Annotated in this window: 15 protein-coding genes; 5 read left to right on the top strand and 10 right to left on the bottom strand. The window is 44.1% G+C overall.

The window, feature by feature from the left end; all coding sequences use genetic code 11:
- Window positions 1-23: 23 nt before the first annotated feature.
- Genes AACW06_RS03535 through pilM form a run of 4 tightly spaced genes read right to left on the bottom strand, consistent with a single transcriptional unit; the run spans window position 24 to window position 2,720 of the window.
- The gene (locus AACW06_RS03535) at window positions 24-545 is read right to left on the bottom strand and encodes a pilus assembly protein PilP (RefSeq protein WP_192074010.1); all 522 of its coding nucleotides are present in this window, start codon (window positions 543-545) and stop codon (window positions 24-26) included.
- The gene (locus tag AACW06_RS03530) at window positions 532-1,125 is read right to left on the bottom strand and encodes a type 4a pilus biogenesis protein PilO (RefSeq protein WP_192074009.1); all 594 of its coding nucleotides are present in this window, start codon (window positions 1,123-1,125) and stop codon (window positions 532-534) included. The genes AACW06_RS03535 and AACW06_RS03530 overlap by 14 nt, the downstream gene beginning before the upstream one ends.
- Window positions 1,118-1,720 carry a PilN domain-containing protein gene (locus tag AACW06_RS03525; protein ID WP_192074008.1) on the bottom strand — a complete coding sequence of 201 codons (603 nt, stop codon included), beginning with the start codon at window positions 1,718-1,720 and terminating at the stop codon, window positions 1,118-1,120. The genes AACW06_RS03530 and AACW06_RS03525 overlap by 8 nt, the downstream gene beginning before the upstream one ends.
- Complete coding sequence (pilM, locus tag AACW06_RS03520) at window positions 1,704-2,720, bottom strand: type IV pilus assembly protein PilM (protein ID WP_192074007.1); 1,017 nt, start codon at window positions 2,718-2,720, stop codon at window positions 1,704-1,706. Before pilM ends, AACW06_RS03525 begins: the two co-directional genes overlap by 17 nt.
- Before the next feature lie 143 nt (window positions 2,721-2,863).
- Between pilM and AACW06_RS03515 the strand changes: the two genes are divergently transcribed.
- Window positions 2,864-5,383, top strand: coding sequence for a PBP1A family penicillin-binding protein (locus tag AACW06_RS03515; RefSeq protein ID WP_192074006.1), 2,520 nt, complete (start codon window positions 2,864-2,866; stop codon window positions 5,381-5,383).
- Window positions 5,384-5,441: 58 nt separating this feature from the next.
- Here AACW06_RS03515 and oxyR read toward each other — a convergent pair whose 3' ends face one another.
- Window positions 5,442-6,332, bottom strand: coding sequence for a DNA-binding transcriptional regulator OxyR (gene oxyR / locus AACW06_RS03510; protein WP_192074005.1), 891 nt, complete (start codon window positions 6,330-6,332; stop codon window positions 5,442-5,444).
- A gap of 158 nt (window positions 6,333-6,490) precedes the next feature.
- Between oxyR and AACW06_RS03505 the strand changes: the two genes are divergently transcribed.
- Window positions 6,491-7,219: a redoxin family protein gene (locus tag AACW06_RS03505; protein ID WP_053309571.1), complete on the top strand. Its 729-nt coding sequence runs from the start codon at window positions 6,491-6,493 to the stop codon at window positions 7,217-7,219.
- Between the two features lie 81 nt (window positions 7,220-7,300).
- A complete protein-coding gene (locus AACW06_RS03500; RefSeq protein ID WP_192074004.1) occupies window positions 7,301-8,773 on the top strand; it encodes a dihydrolipoyl dehydrogenase in 1,473 nt (490 codons plus the stop codon).
- 125 nt (window positions 8,774-8,898) lie between these two features.
- Here the strand turns inward: AACW06_RS03500 and AACW06_RS03495 are convergent, their stop codons facing one another.
- A complete protein-coding gene (locus tag AACW06_RS03495) occupies window positions 8,899-9,246 on the bottom strand; it encodes a RidA family protein (RefSeq protein ID WP_192074003.1) in 348 nt (115 codons plus the stop codon).
- A gap of 65 nt (window positions 9,247-9,311) precedes the next feature.
- Here AACW06_RS03495 and AACW06_RS03490 point away from each other — a divergent pair, with 65 nt between their 5' ends.
- Window positions 9,312-9,575: a DUF3624 domain-containing protein gene (locus tag AACW06_RS03490; RefSeq protein WP_192074002.1), complete on the top strand. Its 264-nt coding sequence runs from the start codon at window positions 9,312-9,314 to the stop codon at window positions 9,573-9,575.
- 201 nt (window positions 9,576-9,776) lie between these two features.
- On the opposite strand, the gene argH is transcribed toward AACW06_RS03490, so the two are convergent.
- From argH to argC, 4 genes are all read right to left on the bottom strand, one after another.
- Window positions 9,777-11,651: an argininosuccinate lyase gene (argH, locus tag AACW06_RS03485; protein WP_192074001.1), complete on the bottom strand. Its 1,875-nt coding sequence runs from the start codon at window positions 11,649-11,651 to the stop codon at window positions 9,777-9,779.
- 239 nt (window positions 11,652-11,890) lie between these two features.
- Window positions 11,891-13,111, bottom strand: a complete 1,221-nt coding sequence (locus AACW06_RS03480; RefSeq protein ID WP_192074000.1) for an argininosuccinate synthase — start codon at window positions 13,109-13,111, stop codon at window positions 11,891-11,893.
- A gap of 102 nt (window positions 13,112-13,213) precedes the next feature.
- A complete protein-coding gene (gene argB / locus AACW06_RS03475; RefSeq protein WP_192073999.1) occupies window positions 13,214-14,008 on the bottom strand; it encodes an acetylglutamate kinase in 795 nt (264 codons plus the stop codon).
- 23 nt (window positions 14,009-14,031) lie between these two features.
- Window positions 14,032-15,033: an N-acetyl-gamma-glutamyl-phosphate reductase gene (argC, locus tag AACW06_RS03470; protein WP_192073998.1), complete on the bottom strand. Its 1,002-nt coding sequence runs from the start codon at window positions 15,031-15,033 to the stop codon at window positions 14,032-14,034.
- Window positions 15,034-15,189: 156 nt separating this feature from the next.
- On the opposite strand from argC, the gene argE reads away from it, so the two are divergent.
- A complete protein-coding gene (argE, locus tag AACW06_RS03465) occupies window positions 15,190-16,326 on the top strand; it encodes an acetylornithine deacetylase (RefSeq protein WP_192073997.1) in 1,137 nt (378 codons plus the stop codon).
- Window positions 16,327-16,446: the final 120 nt, after the last annotated feature.

Here is a 16,446-nt window from a genome sequence, read left to right as displayed (position 1 = left end):
TTTTAATTGATTTGATTCACTGTCTATTGCAGAGCCAATTTGACATTGCGTTTATTCCAACAGCCCAAACCGTCCGGCACGATTTCATTAATGAGTAAGTAATTGGCGTCGACACGGGTCACCTTGCCGTGATTTTCACCTACATATTGCCCGGCTTTAATTATGACCACATTGCCTTGTGGGGTCTGTATCAAAGCGGACACCGAACCATCGCGGCTCATCAATCCTTTTAACCTCAGTTCGCTCAAAGTGTAGCGCTCAAGCAGACCACTTCTTGAACGGCTTGGCGGTTGCCAACAATCAGCTTTCGCCGTTGGGTGGTTCGCCACTGTAGCCTCAGGAGGCAATAGAAAAGGTTCGCGGCCAGCACGCTGCTCATAACGTGCCACGTTCAATGGAATCAATGGTTTTAGTTCTGCCGTCTCTTTTAACGCTTGACCTTCCACTTGCGAGACATAATCACTCAGCGAATCTTGGTTGGCTTTACAGCCAACCAACCCACTGAACATGAGAAAAAACACCACCCAAAACCTATTGAATTCCATCGTCAACCTCAAGCTTAAACTGATAGGTATAGGCACGTACCCTAAAATGCAGTGTGCTACTTTCCTGACTAACCCGCTGCCAATCAGCATCATCAAAATTGATGATGCGCGGCAACTTGGCAATTGCTTGTGAAAATTCACCAATATCGTGATAGTCACCAGTCAACTCGATATTCAAAGGCAAGCGGTATAAGAAATCTTGATTTTGCTTTTCCCCCCAATCAATGCGAGTAAATGTCAGTGAGCTTTCTAACCCTAATTGATTAACCGCAGCCAACATACTGGCTAATTCCTGTTGCACGGGTAACTGGCGTAGTAAAAAATCATAGCGTAGAGACAATTCATCAAGCTGAGCTTGCAAGTGCGGTAGGGTTGCCGCTTTGCTTGCTTTTATCTTTAGTGTTGTTTTTAGCAGCGACTCTTGCTGCTTTAAAAGCTGTAGTTGATCATTTTTAGGCATCAAATAAAACCAAGCACCGATACCTTGGAGAACCAGTATCAACAATGCAATCACAAGTAACTGAGGTAACAAAGGCCATTCTGTTATCTCATCTAAATCCAAATCTTGAAAACTAACCACGCAGACCTCCCTCACTGGTGCTCTCCATTGAAGGGCGACTATTCGGCGTAGGAGCATGAAACATAAAAGAAAGACTAAATGTCTGGAATGCTTTACCAAATCGTTGCTTACCATGCACTATCGAATGCATCTCTACTTCAGCTAATAACGGTGATTTTTCTAAATTGTCTAACATGGTGGCCAAGCACGCCGTGCTATCACCAATACCCATCACTTCAATTTTTTGCCCCTGCATTTTGAGCTTATCGATATAAACGCCTTCAGGTATCAACTGCGGCATCAGGTTCATCAACTGAGTGGTTGTATTGCGCTGCCGCTGTAAAGACTCGACCACAGACAAGCGAGTCAATAATGCCTTGTGTTCTTGTTCGGTCAGTTTTAAAGCATTAATTTGTGTATCGAGCTTTTGAATATAGTGATTGAGGTAATCTAAACGCGACTGCTGATACAGCGCTTGATCCGTAAAATAAAGACCAATCCCCCACTGAATACCTAGCGCGCATATAACTCCTAGCATCGTCAGTCCAATAAAGCGGCGTTGATGTGCAGCTCTTTGTTGTTCACGCCAAGGCAATAAGTTAATACGCTGCAACATGCCGATTCTCCCACCACTCAATGCCTCGCAGTGCCATGCCAGCTGCTGTACTAAAATGCGCCCCTTCAGTTAGCATTCCCTTTTTCGGAGAAGCTTGCAGATCAAACAAAGAAAAGGGGTTTAAAATTTCACATTGAAGATTCAAACGGTAAGTAATTTCAGCGGCTAATTTTGGAGTGCTTGCTCCTCCACCGCAAAGCCAAACCCCCGATAGTCGACCCGCGCCATTCATTGACGTAAACAGTTGAATCTGCCTTTGTAAGCGCTCAATTAACTGTTCAATAAATCGCTCTGCGTTATCCACTGGTTTAGCGTTAGCACCATGCGCATCCGATTTTTGTTCCAACCACTGACAACCAAGTGCAATGATTTTATGAAAGGAAGCCTTATCACTAAAGTCGATACACAACGTTGTCTGTGTATAGCCCACGTCCATGAGTAGCCAATCGTTGCACTTATTGGTTTGGCTGGCTAACTGCCAAATGTGTAATAAACTGTGTGCTTGCATGTCAATATTGATGGGTGTAAAGCCCGCTTTTTGCACAGCTAAAACTCGACAATCCACCACTTCTTTGCGGATGGCATATACTTGATAATGCTCTGTTGGACCCCGAGAATGTTTTTTTTCGGCTACTTTGACAAAATCGAGACTTAACTCTTGCATTGGAAAAGGAGATTGATGAGAAAATGCCTGATAAATGGCAAACTCTTTTTCACGGACATCAAGAGAGCTATCTATTTGTAATACTTTGCTAATTACTGCATTGTCCGGTACTGAAACAGCGACTTTATGACTAAATAACGGTAACCCCTTTCTTAGTTCTTTGAGTTTCTTTACAATTTTCTGATAATTCAGTGTGTGGTTATCGAAGAAAATGTCTTCAGTAATAGGTAATTCGTTGTACCCAACCAGTACATACGACCCACTCACTGGCTTTAAGACCACCGCTTTAATACTATGGTGGCCAATATCTATACCCGTAACTAATGATTTACCCATGCGGCTTAGCTCCAGTGACTGTGTTCAGCTCGACGCGCTTATTTTGAGGTTAAATAAGCAATAATTTATTTTTAGAGCTAAGTTTTTAGCCTAGAGTACAAGGGTTTGCATTAGGGCAACCTCTACTAAACAGGGATTATCCGGTGAAGTTCATAAAGCGTTTGTTCATACTGTCATTGATTTGCATTATTCTTGGAGTCACTACAATATTTGGCTTCTATTTTTACGTGAAGCCAGATCTTCCTGATGTCGCGACTTTGCGCGATGTTCAATTACAGACTCCAATGCAAGTCTATAGCCAAGACGGCAAGCTCATATCTCAGTTTGGTGAAAAACGTCGCATTCCACTGCGCCTTGAAGATATGCCACCCGAACTTATCGAAGCAATCATTGCCACCGAAGATAGTCGTTTCTATGAACACTATGGTTTCGACCCAATAGGTATCACCCGTGCCGCAATTGCCGTTGTCGCATCAGGCAGTGCTAAGCAAGGGGCAAGTACGATTACTCAACAACTTGCGCGCAACTTCTATCTCTCAAATGAGAAGAAGATTATGCGAAAAATTAAAGAGATTTTTATTGCCATTCATATTGAGCAATTGCTGAGCAAACAAGAAATTTTAGAGCTTTATCTTAATAAAATTTACCTTGGTTACCGTTCATATGGAATTGGCGCGGCTGCGCAGGTTTACTTTGGTAAAGAAGTGAAGGATTTGACGCTGAGTGAAATTGCACTAATTGCAGGTCTACCAAAAGCCCCATCTACCATGAACCCTATTTACTCTGTTGAGCGAGCCACCAACCGCCGCAACGTTGTACTACAGAGAATGCTCGATGAACGATACATCACCCAAACACAATATGAGCAAGCGCGTAATGAACCTTTGATGTCGAAATATCACGGTGCAGAAATCGAGCTAAACGCACCTTATGTGGCTGAAATTGCCCGTGCGTGGATGGTTGAGCGCTACGGTGAAGAGGCTTACACATCAGGTATGATTGTGACCACCACCGTCGACTCTAAGCAGCAACAAGCCGCCAACAATGCGGCGATCAATAACCTACTTGCGTATGATGAACGCCATGGTTATCGCGGTGCAGAAAAAATCGTTTGGAAAGAAGGCCAAGCCGCTCTTAGCCAACAACAAATGGACGACCATTTGAAAAATGAACCAACTTATGGTGATTTGTCCCCAGCCATTGTGACGGCGGTGAGTAATAAATCAGCAAACGTATGGGTTAAAGGACAAGGACAACAAGATATTCAGTGGGATGGCATGAACTGGGCACGCCGCTTCTTGAGCGATGAACGTCAAGGACCTGTTCCCAACAAAGCGAGTGATATTTTAGCGGTTGGCGAACAAATTTGGGTACGTAACGTAGCCAAAACCAACAGCGATGCGAATACCGACACTGAAAACGAGATGCAAAACTTAGATCCCCAATGGCATCTAAGCCAAGTACCTAATGCTAACACCGCTTTTGTCGCCATGGATCCTGAAAATGGCGCAGTATTGGCCTTGGTCGGTGGTTTTAACTTTGTTCACAATAAATTTAACCGTGCCACTCAATCAGTCCGTCAAGTTGGTTCCAGTATTAAGCCATTTATTTATTCAGCAGCGATTGATAAAGGGATGACTTTAGCGACTTTAATTAATGATGCACCAATCAATCAATGGGATAAGAGCCAAGGCACGGCATGGCGTCCAAAAAACTCGCCACCAACTTATATTGGCCCAACACGTTTACGCATTGGTTTAGCACAGTCGAAAAACGTTATGGCCGTGCGAGTACTGCGTGCTGTCGGTCTTGATGAAACGCGAGAGTACCTGACTCGATTTGGCTTCGACATTAATCAAGTACCACGCTCAGAAACCATAGCATTAGGTGCTGGGAGTTTAACGCCAGTTAAAATGGCACAGGGTTACTCGGTCTTTGCTAACGGTGGTTATTATGTTGAACCGTATTACATCAGCAAAGTCGAAGGTCCATTTGGTGATTTAGAATACCAAGCTACGCCCAAAGTGGTCTGCCACCAACAATGTACGACGGTGGTAGAAAACGAATTTGCAGAACAAGATGTTGAAAACAACTATGCTCCACAAGTGATTTCAGAGCAAAATGCCTTCTTGGTTCGCGAGATGATGTACAGCAACATTTGGGGGGGCGGTAACTGGCGTGAAGGCACTGGCTGGAATGGTACAGGTTGGCGTGCACAACAACTCAAACGCAGAGACATTGGCGGAAAAACTGGTACCACCAATGATTCTAAAGATGCTTGGTACAACGGTTATGCACCAGGTGTCGTTGCCATTGCATGGGTCGGATTTGATGATCACAATCGTAATTTAGGTAGAACCACAGAAAATAGTAACGTCGATGATGATGGTGTTTCTGGGGCTGAAGCCGGAGCAAAAACTGCGCAACCCGCCTGGATCGAGTTCATGCGTCAATCATTGGTCGATGTTCCTGCGCAAAGTAAACCTGTGCCTGCCAACATCGTACGGGTACGTATTGATAGAGAAACTGGTTTATTAACCAACAAATTTGATTCAAGTTCCATGTTCGAATACTTCGCCCAAGGCACTGAACCGACAGAATACGTTGCAGATAGAGTAACCGACAGCGTGTACTCATCTTCTGCTGGTGAAGAACTGTTTTAATACCAATGTAGCCAATAACGGTTAGCAAAGAGGCTGATATTCCTATCAGCCTCTTTTTTTATTTTGCTTTTAATTTCAATGTGATCGCATTGGCAAGTTGTTCAAAGCGCTGTCTCAATGGAGAGCCCGGACGATAAGATAAAACCAAACTGCGCGATGGAACTGGGTTGACTGCTTTCACGTAGCAGACTCCATCTTTTTCTTTTTCGGCTGGTAAGGATAGCTCTGGTAATAGAGTAATACCCGCCCCCGCCGCCACCATATTACGCAACGTTTCTAAACTGGTCGCTTTAAAGCGTTCGTCATCTTTTGCACCAGCGGCAAAGCAAAAGCCTAGCGCCTGATCTCGCAAGCAGTGGCCATCACCTAATGCCAATACTGTGCGACCATTTAGCTCAAGCATGTCCAATTCATCTTTCTGCGCCCATTCATGACCAGTAGGCACAGCAATGCTCAGTAGCTCGTTATAAATCTCTATCTCTTTAAATGGTGCGGTTTCAGCAACAGAAGCGAGAATCAAACAATCGAGTTTTCCTTCTTCTAATTGACGAACTAACTGCTGAGTTTGAGCTTCATGTAAATACAGCTCTAGATCAGGAAACTGCTCTTTTAGATAAGGAACAATACGCGGCAAAAGATAAGGTCCCACCGTAGGAATAAAGCCGATATGAATGGGTCCACTCATTGACCCCCCTTGACCACTGGCCATATCTTTGAACATTTTGACTTCACTAAGAATACGTTTTGCCTGCTCAACCAACTGCAAACCTGAATCGGTAAACAATACTCGGCGACTACTGCGTTCCAGCAATACCGTCCCTAATTCATCTTCCAATTTACGAATTTGGCCACTCAACGTGGGCTGACTCACAAAGCATGCCTCTGCCGCTTTGCGGAAATGTTTATGCTCAGCTAATGATACTAAATATTCAAAATCACGGATGTTCATTTTTAGCCTCAATAGAATTAACCTATCAAAACCATAGCATTAAACGATTAGAGCTATCAAAGGATTTCTTTAATAATAGCTTCAACAGAACAGAGCACGGTTGAGAATAAAACTACCACGCTCAACAATAATTACTCACAAATTAAAAGGAAACGACTATGTTCGCATCAAAAGAAGGTCAAGCTGTTCCACAAGTTACTTTTCCAACTCGTCAAGGTGATGCTTGGGTCAATGTTACTACTGATGAACTTTTCAAAGGTAAAACAGTGATCGTATTTAGCTTGCCAGGTGCATTTACACCAACTTGTTCATCAAGCCATTTACCACGCTATAACGAATTGTTCCCAGTATTTAAAGAGCATGGTGTTGATGAAATCCTATGTGTATCAGTCAATGATACCTTTGTCATGAACGCTTGGAAAGATGACCAAGAAGCTGACAACATCACCTTCATTCCAGATGGTAACGGTGAATTTACCGATGGTATGGGTATGCTGGTTGACAAAAATGACCTAGGTTTTGGCAAACGTTCATGGCGTTACAGCATGCTAGTGAAAGATGGTGTGGTAGAAAAAATGTTCATCGAGCCAAACGAACCGGGCGACCCGTTCAAAGTTTCTGATGCAGACACTATGCTAAAACACGTAGCACCAGAGTATAAAACACAAGAATCGATCACTGTATTTACCAAGCCTGGCTGTCCTTTCTGTGCCAAAGCGAAACAAAACCTGATTGACCACGGTCTGCAATATGAAGAGGTGATTCTCGGTAAAGATGCAACGACTGTAAGCTTACGAGCTATCACAGGTCGTACGACGGTTCCTCAAGTATTTATCGGTGGTAAACACATCGGTGGTAGCGAAGAACTAGAAGCTTACTTAGGTTAATCACCCTCAGTCCTAGGGAGTACTCCCTAGGACCTCCCCCAACGAAAACAATGACATATCCAGAATAAAGAGAAGATCATCATGAAACAATTAAACGTTGATGTTGCCGTAATTGGTGGAGGTACCGCAGGGCTTGGTGCTTACCGTGCAGCAAAAGCACATACCTCAAGCGTAGTTATGATTGAAGGCGGCCCGTACGGTACAACTTGCGCTCGAGTTGGCTGTATGCCCTCTAAGTTACTCATTGCCGCCGCTGAAAGTGTGCACAACATTGAAAAAGCGCCAGCATTTGGTGTGCACCCACAAGGTGAAATTGTAATTAATGGCCGCGAAGTGATGGATCGCGTTAAACGCGAGCGTGACCGCTTTGTTGGATTTGTACTTGAAGGGGTGGATGAGATCCCTGCTGAAGATAAGATCTCTGGCTATGCTCAGTTTGTCGATAACCATACATTGACCGTCGATAATCACACTCAAATTAATGCCAAACGCATCGTGATCGCCACAGGATCGCGCCCCGCTTATCCTGCTATCTGGAATGAATTGGGTGATCGTCTTGTTATTAACGATGATGTATTTGAATGGGATGACTTACCACAAGCGGTTGCCGTATTCGGACCGGGCGTTATTGGTTTAGAACTAGGTCAAGCTCTACACCGCTTAGGTGTTAAAGTAAAACTGTTTGGTTTAGGCGGTCAGGTTGGTCCATTAACTGACCCTGAAATCATGGCTTATGCTGATAAAGCATTTAAAGAAGAATTCTATTTAGATGCAGATGTTAAAGTGGAAAGCATGAAACGCATCACCTCACCTGATAGGCAAGGTGAAGATAAGGTTGAGATTCAATTTATCAACCATGAGGGGCAGCTTGAAATTTTCATTGTTGATTATGTATTGGCTGCAACGGGACGTCGTCCAAACGTTGATAAGCTAGCAATTGACAATACCGATATAGCCCTAGACGAACGTGGCGTACCAAGTGCGGATCATTACACGCTGCAAACCTCTGTCGATAATATTTTTATCGCTGGTGATGCAAGTAATCAAATCCCGCTACTGCATGAAGCGGCAGATCAAGGTCGTATTGCTGGTGATAACGCCGGGCGCTATCCTGATATTCGCGCGGGGCATAGACGCTCAGTGATTTCCGCAGTATTTTCTGACCCACAGATTGCGATGGTTGGCGAAACCTATAAACAGTTAACGACACGTTTGGGCAATTGCGGCTGTTTTGCAACAGGTGAAGTATCATTCGAAGGGCAAGGTCGTTCACGTGTGATGCTACGTAATAAAGGGCTATTGCATGTTTATGGCGAGCAAGGCACAGGCCGCTTCTTGGGCGCAGAGATGATGGGGCCAAACGCTGAACACTTAGCACATTTGCTCGCTTGGGCACATCAAAACCAAATGACGATTTCACAAATGTTGGATATGCCATTTTACCACCCAGTCATTGAAGAGGGCGTTCGCACCGCACTGCGTGACTTAAATGCCAAACTGCATTTGGGGCCAGAGATGATCAAACACTGTTTGGATTGCGGTCCAGGCTGTTAAGTTCGATTATATTAGGGCCAATATCAATCACCGTAAGCAAGCAGGAACTGCATTATTAAGTGATTGATAAAAACAAAAACGAGCCATGAAGGCTCGTTTTCTATTTTAATATTGTCTGTCAGTAATTATTTTTCAGCCGCAATCACTGATATTTCAACTAATAAAGCTTCACGAGCCATATCACCAGTAATACATGCCCTTGCTGGCGCGTGACCTTCAGGTACCCAAGTATCCCATACTTCATTCATTGCTTGGAAATCTTTCATATCTTTGAGATAGATGGTCGCTGACAACATATGCTCTTTATCACTACCCGCTTCCAATAGAAGCTCTTCCACTTTATCCAACATTGTCTGTGTCTGCTCAGTAATGCCTTTCGTTGCATCAGCACACACCTGACCACATAAATAGATCACTCCGTTGTGCTTAACAATACGGCTCATTCGTTGTTTTGTTTGCTGTCGTTCTATCATTTTTCTCACTTTCTAGGTCAGTTAATATATTCTAGTACCACGTATGTTACAAAATAAGCCACCACATGACTTGTAATAACTGTAAAAAAACAAATTGGTTTTGGGAAAAAATAGGCCGCTGTCAACGTTGTATGGACCAACTCACAACGCTGTCTGTACTGTGCTGGGTCGTGTGGTGGTGGCTATGCAAGGACAATCCGAAAAGCATCGAATCAATAGCATTACTAATGGCAGGATTTACTTTTAATGGGCTTTTATTTTTACATCTATGGATGAAGTTTGTGATTCTTCCCTGGCGTAAACGTAATGGTAGCAAAGACAACCATTGATCGCCCTGCCAACACTTCTTCTCTTTCCGACCAAAAGAAAAAAGCCCCAAAACCAATATCAGGTTCGGGGCCTTCTTAGGTTCTTCTAAGAAAAAGCAGTGGTATTTGTATAGACCGGGCTTTTCCTTATTTGTTCCCCAAAAAATCGATCTTTTTTTGATCTTTTCAAGAAAATACATTTAACCTCTAAGATTCATTGTGTTATGCAACCTTAACCTTAGCGATAACTTGTTCGACCAAATTAATTTCTAGGGCTACTTCATCACACGCATGCTGACGAGGGCACAGCTCACAATCTTTCAGCACTTTTTCTGGCAATAATGTTTTTGAGGTCGGGATAAAGTCATGCTTCATAAAGAACTCTGGCGTACGCGTTAATACAAAGACTTTTTTAATCGCCATTTGACGAGCTTTGTTAACTAAATACGAGACAATAGCTCGTCCTTGTCCTTGACCTTGCCAGCCAGCTTCCACTCCTAATGAGCGAATTTCCGCTAAACCCGAATCATAGACATATAACGATGCGCAACCGGTAACTTCACCATGGTGCTCTGCAACCGCAAACGAACCAATATCTCGCACTAGTTCATTGCGTGAACGAGGTAAGTTTTCACCCATATTCGCCCAGTAAGTCACCATGCTTTCTAACGTTTCGATATCAGTCAAACGCGCAGGACGAACTTTCACCGCCGTGGTGTCGCGTTTATCTAGCCGTGCTTGTGCTTGCTCAACCGCATAAGCCACTTGAGTCGGCGAGACACCACCCAACGCGCTACGTTTTTCCAAACACGATTCAATGGTCAAAATAGCGTACACGTCATCTTCAATTACTGCCGAAAATTCTTGCAGTTCAGCAATCGATAATTCTTCTAATGCACAACCTTTAGCGATAGCACCGACCACCACCACACCCACAATATGATGAGCTTCACGGAAAGGAATCCCTTTAGCGACCAAGTAATCAGCGAGTTCTGTTGCGTTGGCATAACCTTGCTTAGCGGCTTCAAGTGTGCGTTCACCATTCACTTTGATACCATCAAAACACAAGGCCGCCATTTCCATGCAATCATTCCAAGTGTCGAGCGCATCAAACAGCCCTTCTTTGTCTTCTTGCATATCTTTGTTATACGCCAATGGTAGCGCTTTAACGGTCATCATCATGCCAGCCAACGACCCATAAACCCGACCCGTTTTACCCCGAATAAGCTCTAACGCGTCTGGGTTTTTCTTTTGTGGCATCAAGGAAGATCCAGAGGTCACGGTATCCGCCAGTTCAATAAAGCCAGACTCACCAGAGTTGTAGAAGATCATATCTTCAGCCAAACGCGATAAATGCAGCATAGAGATCGACGCAATCGACATCAATTCCATCACATGATCCCGATCCGACACGGAATCTAGTGAGTTACGCGTAGCACGACGAAAACCTAAGTTATGGGCTAACTGCTGACGATCAATAGGGTATGCCGTTCCTGCTAGTGCACCAGAGCCTAATGGGCAGGTGTCTAAACGCCTAATTGCATCATGAAGACGAGAATAATCACGCTCAAACATTTCTACATAGGCTAAACACCAGTGAGCAAAGGTCACAGGTTGAGCGCGTTGTAAGTGAGTATAACCTGGTAATACTGTTGCTTGATGTTGATCCGCTACTGAGACCAATTGTGTTTGTAAACGGTCTAAGCCAAGCAGTAGCTGCTGCCCTTGCTGGCGACACCACAATTTTAAATCCGTCGCGACTTGGTCATTACGAGAACGTCCCGTATGCAATTTTTTACCCAAATCACCGACTTTGCCGATCAATTGCTGCTCTACCCACGAGTGAATATCTTCAGCATCAGAGCGTAGGATCTGCTCTGGGTCTTCCATCACTTCCAGTTTTAACTCATTGAGCGCAAGTTCTAGCTTTTGTTGCTCTTCTTCGCTTAATACGTTCACCGACAACAGGGCTTTAGACCATGCTATAGAACCCACAATGTCTTGCTCAGCCAATCGGTAGTCAAAGCGAAGTGAATCGTTAAACTCTTTGAACCTAGTGTCTGCTGCTTGGGTAAATCTGCCGCCCCATAGTGCCATTGTGTCTCTCCTAAATGCTCGCTATTCACTGTGTGTGCAACGATGGAATCTGATTGAACTCAGTGTCTTTTTTGTATGGTGATAACTTACCGCAGCCTGAAGGAAAAACAAAGTAAAAATTCACTTATTTCACATAATTATTCATGAATTTTAAATTTTAATTTATCATTCAAGGTTACTGTAATAACAAAGCCCATTTGCTAAGCAAATGGGCTTCATAATACGCTAATCAACGAAGGTTATTTGTTTTTCTTTGCTTCGTTAAGTGCTCTGATTCTGCTTGCTAGTGAGTAAAGGCGAATGAAACCACCTGCATGACTTTGGTCATACACTTCATCTTCACCGAAAGTAGCAAACTCTTCAGAATACAAGCTGTTTTCAGAACGTTTTTGACTCACTGTCGCTTGGCCTTTATACAGCTTAACCACCACTTCACCGTTGACGTCTTGGGCTAACTGGTCAGCCGCTGCCATGATCGATTTACATAGTGGAGTAAACCAACGACCATCATAAACAAGGTGTGATGCTTTAACGCCTAATTCTTCACGGAATTCAAAAGACGCTTTATCCAACACTAATTGTTCAACGGCACGCAGCGCTTCCATCATGATGGTGCCCCCTGGAGTTTCGTAACAACCACGAGACTTCATACCGACCAAACGGTTTTCAACGATATCGATACGACCAACACCATGTTTTGAGCCCTTCTCATTGAGATAAACCAGTGCGTTGTATGGCGTCATCAGCTCTCCATCAACCCCCACTACTTCACCTTGAGCTACTTGCAAAGTCACGTATTCTGCTTCGTTAGGTGCTTGTTCTGGATCAACCGTCCATACCCAGCAGTCTTCGTTTGGTGCATTCCATGTATTTTCAAGTACACCACCTTCAGTTGAGATATGCCATGCGTTGGCATCACGTGAGTAGATCTTAGTTAAAGAAGCAGCACACGGAATGTTACGCTCTGCTAGGTAATCCAGACACTCTTCACGGCTAACAAGATCCCATTCACGCCATGGCGCAATAACCTGTAAATCCGGTGCTAACGCGGCGAACGCGCCTTCAAAACGCACTTGGTCATTACCTTTACCCGTACAGCCGTGGCACAGTGCATCCGCGCCCACTTTACGCGCAATTTCAACTTGCGCTTTGGCAATGATTGGACGAGCCATTGACGTACCAAGTAAGTATTTACCTTCGTAGTAAGCGCCTGTTTTTAGTGTTGGATAGATGTATTCTGCAACCATCTCTTCTTTTAGATCCACTACGTAGCATTCTGAAGCGCCTGACGCTTTAGCTTTCTCTTCAATGCCGACTAATTCTTCTTCACCTTGGCCAACATCAGCGACAAAAGCCACTACTTCACAATCATAATTCTCTTTTAACCACGGAATGATCACTGATGTATCTAGACCGCCAGAGTATGCGACAACTACTTTATTAACTTGAACTTTGCTCATTTTACTTCTCCGATTTTCCCGGCGCTGCGCTTGGCGGTCAGTGCTCTGGGTTACTTCTTATTGAAAGTTATTATCAAACAACAACTTACTAAAATTTTTAATTTATAACTGAGGCAAGAATTGTGTACCAATCCTCTCGCCGGCAAATAATTTGCTTAGCTTATCCGAGTAGCGCCATGTAGCGACTTGAATAGGACGACCTAAATCATTGGCGGCTTCTAATGCCGCTTTGACTTTGACGATCATGCCGTCGGTAATCACTTTACCTGCAATAAGTGCATTAGCCTGTTGCTCATTGAGGCTAGCAAGAAGGTGCCCCTTACCATCCAATACGCCACTGACGTCTGAAAGTAGCACCAGCTCAGCATCTAATGCGCCTGCCACCGCAACCGCAGCTTGATCCGCATTAATATTCATCATCTGACCTTCAGCAGTCAGACCAATCGAACTAATGATTGGCAAACCACCAGCAGCAAGAATGGCTTGCAGAATTTGTGAATCCCCAGGTGATGCTTTCCCCACCGCGCCGAGTTCTGGATCCAACTCTTCCACTTTACACAACCCACCGTCAGCCAGAGATAATCCAACCGCGTTCAAACCATCTTTAATCGCCTGACCCTGTAGCATCTTGTTAGCAGTTCCTGCTAACGCACCAACAATCAACGGAATTTGCTCGTAAGGCGTTACCCGTAAACCGTCTTTTTTCACAGTTTTCAGTTGTAGTTTCGCCATTAGCTCGTCCACTAGGTAGCCCCCACCGTGAACGATGACAATTCGTCGCTGAGCTTGGGCTTGATACTGTGCGATTGCGCCAAACAATTTGCTTAGCGTGTCCGAACAAGACAGCGCAGCGCCGCCTAACTTAATCACTAATGGATTTTGCTTTGTATCTGTCATATTTAACCCTTACGCTTGGTGGCTTACACCAAAGCTGTTAGCTCAGAAAAACCGTAATGAATGTTTAAACACTGCATCGCTTGGCTTGATGCACCTTTTAATAAATTGTCTATCGCCGAGACGACGATAATATGCTCACCTTGTACTCGCCAGCCGAGGTCACAAAATGGCGTAAACTCGACATCTTGAATTCTTGGTAATGTTTGCTTAATTCTGACCGCTGGTTTATTGGCATAAGCCAGCTCAAATGCTTCAATCACTTGCTGCTCAGAGACACCGTGAGCCAGTTTCATGGTGATAGTCGCTAAAATGCCACGCTTAAAATTGCCAAGATGAGGAGTAAAAATCACCTCACAACCAAGATGTGTCGCAATTTCTGGTTGATGACGATGCGTAAATACACCGTATGGCTGTAAGCTAACTTCGCAAAAGCTATTGGTTAAGGTCGCTTTTCTGCCTGCACCAGTCACACCACTGATTGCGTTAATAACTGGCCACTGGTTACTATCAAGTAGCCCAGCTTCCACCAATGGTTTAATCGCGAGTTGCGATGCCGTTGGGTAACAACCTGCAACAGCAATCAGTTGGCTTTGTTTGATCGCCTCAGCATTCCATTCAGCTAAACCGTAAACAGCTTGTTCTAGCCACTGCGCATGTTTGTGTTCAAAGCCGTAGTAATTTGTGTAGAAATCATCACCTTGAACTCGAAAAGCACCAGAAAGGTCGAAAACCTGACAACCTTGCTCAAGGAAAATCGGCGCCAAATCATGGCTAACCTCATGAGCGGTTGCTAAAAACACCACATCACATTCACTGGCTGCTTTGACTGGATCAACCAATGGTTGAATCGACATATCCACAACACCAGCAAGCTTGCCATGCAGCTCTGCCATTGGCTTTCCTGCATCTAGACTATTGGCGGAAACATATAAACCTGATAGCGTGAGTTGTGGGTGCTTTTGCACCATGTAAGCCAACTCAGCTCCGGTATAACCGCTAGCTCCGATAATTGTGGTTTTTAACATCTTGTGACATCCAGTTTCAAAGTAAAAAAGACAATTCAAAAATGACTATAAATTTCATAAAATACCGCTTATTTCGGTTTTTTATTCATGTAAAGTGATTTAATATGTGTTTTACCTTCTCGCGATTACTCTGTCAATACTAGGAGCAAAGATAATATGCAATTACCCAGTTTTCTTGAGGTCTATGAAGGCCTGATTTCGACCTCTTCCATTAGCTCCACTGACTCGATCTGGGATGAAGGCAATGAAAATGTGATTGATAAAATGTCGGGGTGGTTTGCCAGCTTAGATTTTACGGTTGAAACCATTGCCGTTGCTCCTGGCAAATACAACCTAATCGCGAAAAAAGGCAGCGGTGAAGGTGGATTGCTGCTTGCGGGGCACAGCGACACCGTCCCTTTTGATCAAGGACGTTGGAGCTTTGAACCTCATGCACTAACTCAAGCCAATGATCGTTTCTATGGATTAGGAACGGCCGATATGAAAGGATTTTTTGCATTCATTTATGAAGCTGTGAAGAAGGTCGATTGGAGTAAACAGAGTAAGCCTCTGTATGTACTGGCAACGTGCGATGAAGAAACCACCATGCTTGGTGCTCGTCATTTTACTGAGAATGCCCCCTTCCAACCGGATTACTGCATTATCGGTGAGCCCACCAGTTTGGTGCCTATTCGTGGTCATAAAGGACACGTAGCGAATGCCATTCGAGTGACGGGTAAATCTGGCCACTCATCAGACCCAGCTTTGGGGGTAAATGCGATAGAGATTATGCACGAAGTGATGTATGCATTAATGCAACTGCGTGACAAACTGGTCAAAGAGTATCATCACCCGGGGTTTGCCATCCCTAATCCAACCTTAAATTTGGGCCATATCCATGGTGGCGATAGTCCGAACCGTATCTGTGGTTGCTGTGAGCTGCATTATGATGTTCGCCCGCTACCAGGCATCAGCTTGGATGGATTAGATAACATGCTGCGTGGCGCACTCAACGAAGTTTCGGCTAAATGGCCAGGCAGGATTGAAATTACCGCATTGCATGAAGCAATCCCAGGTTATGAATGTCAGCATGACCACCCCTTTATCGGAGGGGTTGAAGAGATCTGTAACACACCTGCTGAGACAGTTAATTATTGTACCGAAGCGCCGTTTTTACAGCAGTTATGTCCAACGTTAGTACTTGGACCAGGTTCCATAGACCAAGCCCATCAACCTGATGAGTTCTTGGCCTTCGAATTTATTGATCCAACTATCAATGTACTGTCAAAAGCGATGTACAAATACTGCTTCTAAGAACGACATTCTCGAAGAGAAAAATATACAACGCCTTAAAGGGTCCACCTTCAAGGCTTTTTTTGTAATAAAATTTCAGTAATTAATGCCAATTATTCATAAAAATATCAGAAGCCGTAA

This window comes from Vibrio sp. S12_S33, from assembly GCF_963889785.1.
Lineage (GTDB): Bacteria > Pseudomonadota > Gammaproteobacteria > Enterobacterales > Vibrionaceae > Vibrio > Vibrio aestuarianus.
This window is presented reverse-complemented; position numbering and strand designations above follow the sequence as displayed.

What these genes read in the sequence shown, in the direction of transcription:
- argE (WP_192073997.1), top strand. Translation starts at nt 15,190, where the DNA reads ATGCAATTACCCAGTTTTCTTGAGGTCTATGAAGGCCTGATTTCGACC.
- AACW06_RS03500 (WP_192074004.1), top strand. Translation starts at nt 7,301, where the DNA reads ATGAAACAATTAAACGTTGATGTTGCCGTAATTGGTGGAGGTACCGCA.
- AACW06_RS03505 (WP_053309571.1), top strand. Translation starts at nt 6,491, where the DNA reads ATGTTCGCATCAAAAGAAGGTCAAGCTGTTCCACAAGTTACTTTTCCA.
- pilM (WP_192074007.1), bottom strand. Translation starts at nt 2,720, where the DNA reads ATGGGTAAATCATTAGTTACGGGTATAGATATTGGCCACCATAGTATT.
- AACW06_RS03490 (WP_192074002.1), top strand. Translation starts at nt 9,312, where the DNA reads ATGACTTGTAATAACTGTAAAAAAACAAATTGGTTTTGGGAAAAAATA.
- AACW06_RS03525 (WP_192074008.1), bottom strand. Translation starts at nt 1,720, where the DNA reads ATGTTGCAGCGTATTAACTTATTGCCTTGGCGTGAACAACAAAGAGCT.
- argH (WP_192074001.1), bottom strand. Translation starts at nt 11,651, where the DNA reads ATGGCACTATGGGGCGGCAGATTTACCCAAGCAGCAGACACTAGGTTC.
- oxyR (WP_192074005.1), bottom strand. Translation starts at nt 6,332, where the DNA reads ATGAACATCCGTGATTTTGAATATTTAGTATCATTAGCTGAGCATAAA.
- AACW06_RS03495 (WP_192074003.1), bottom strand. Translation starts at nt 9,246, where the DNA reads ATGATAGAACGACAGCAAACAAAACAACGAATGAGCCGTATTGTTAAG.
- argB (WP_192073999.1), bottom strand. Translation starts at nt 14,008, where the DNA reads ATGACAGATACAAAGCAAAATCCATTAGTGATTAAGTTAGGCGGCGCT.
- AACW06_RS03535 (WP_192074010.1), bottom strand. Translation starts at nt 545, where the DNA reads ATGGAATTCAATAGGTTTTGGGTGGTGTTTTTTCTCATGTTCAGTGGG.
- argC (WP_192073998.1), bottom strand. Translation starts at nt 15,033, where the DNA reads ATGTTAAAAACCACAATTATCGGAGCTAGCGGTTATACCGGAGCTGAG.
- AACW06_RS03480 (WP_192074000.1), bottom strand. Translation starts at nt 13,111, where the DNA reads ATGAGCAAAGTTCAAGTTAATAAAGTAGTTGTCGCATACTCTGGCGGT.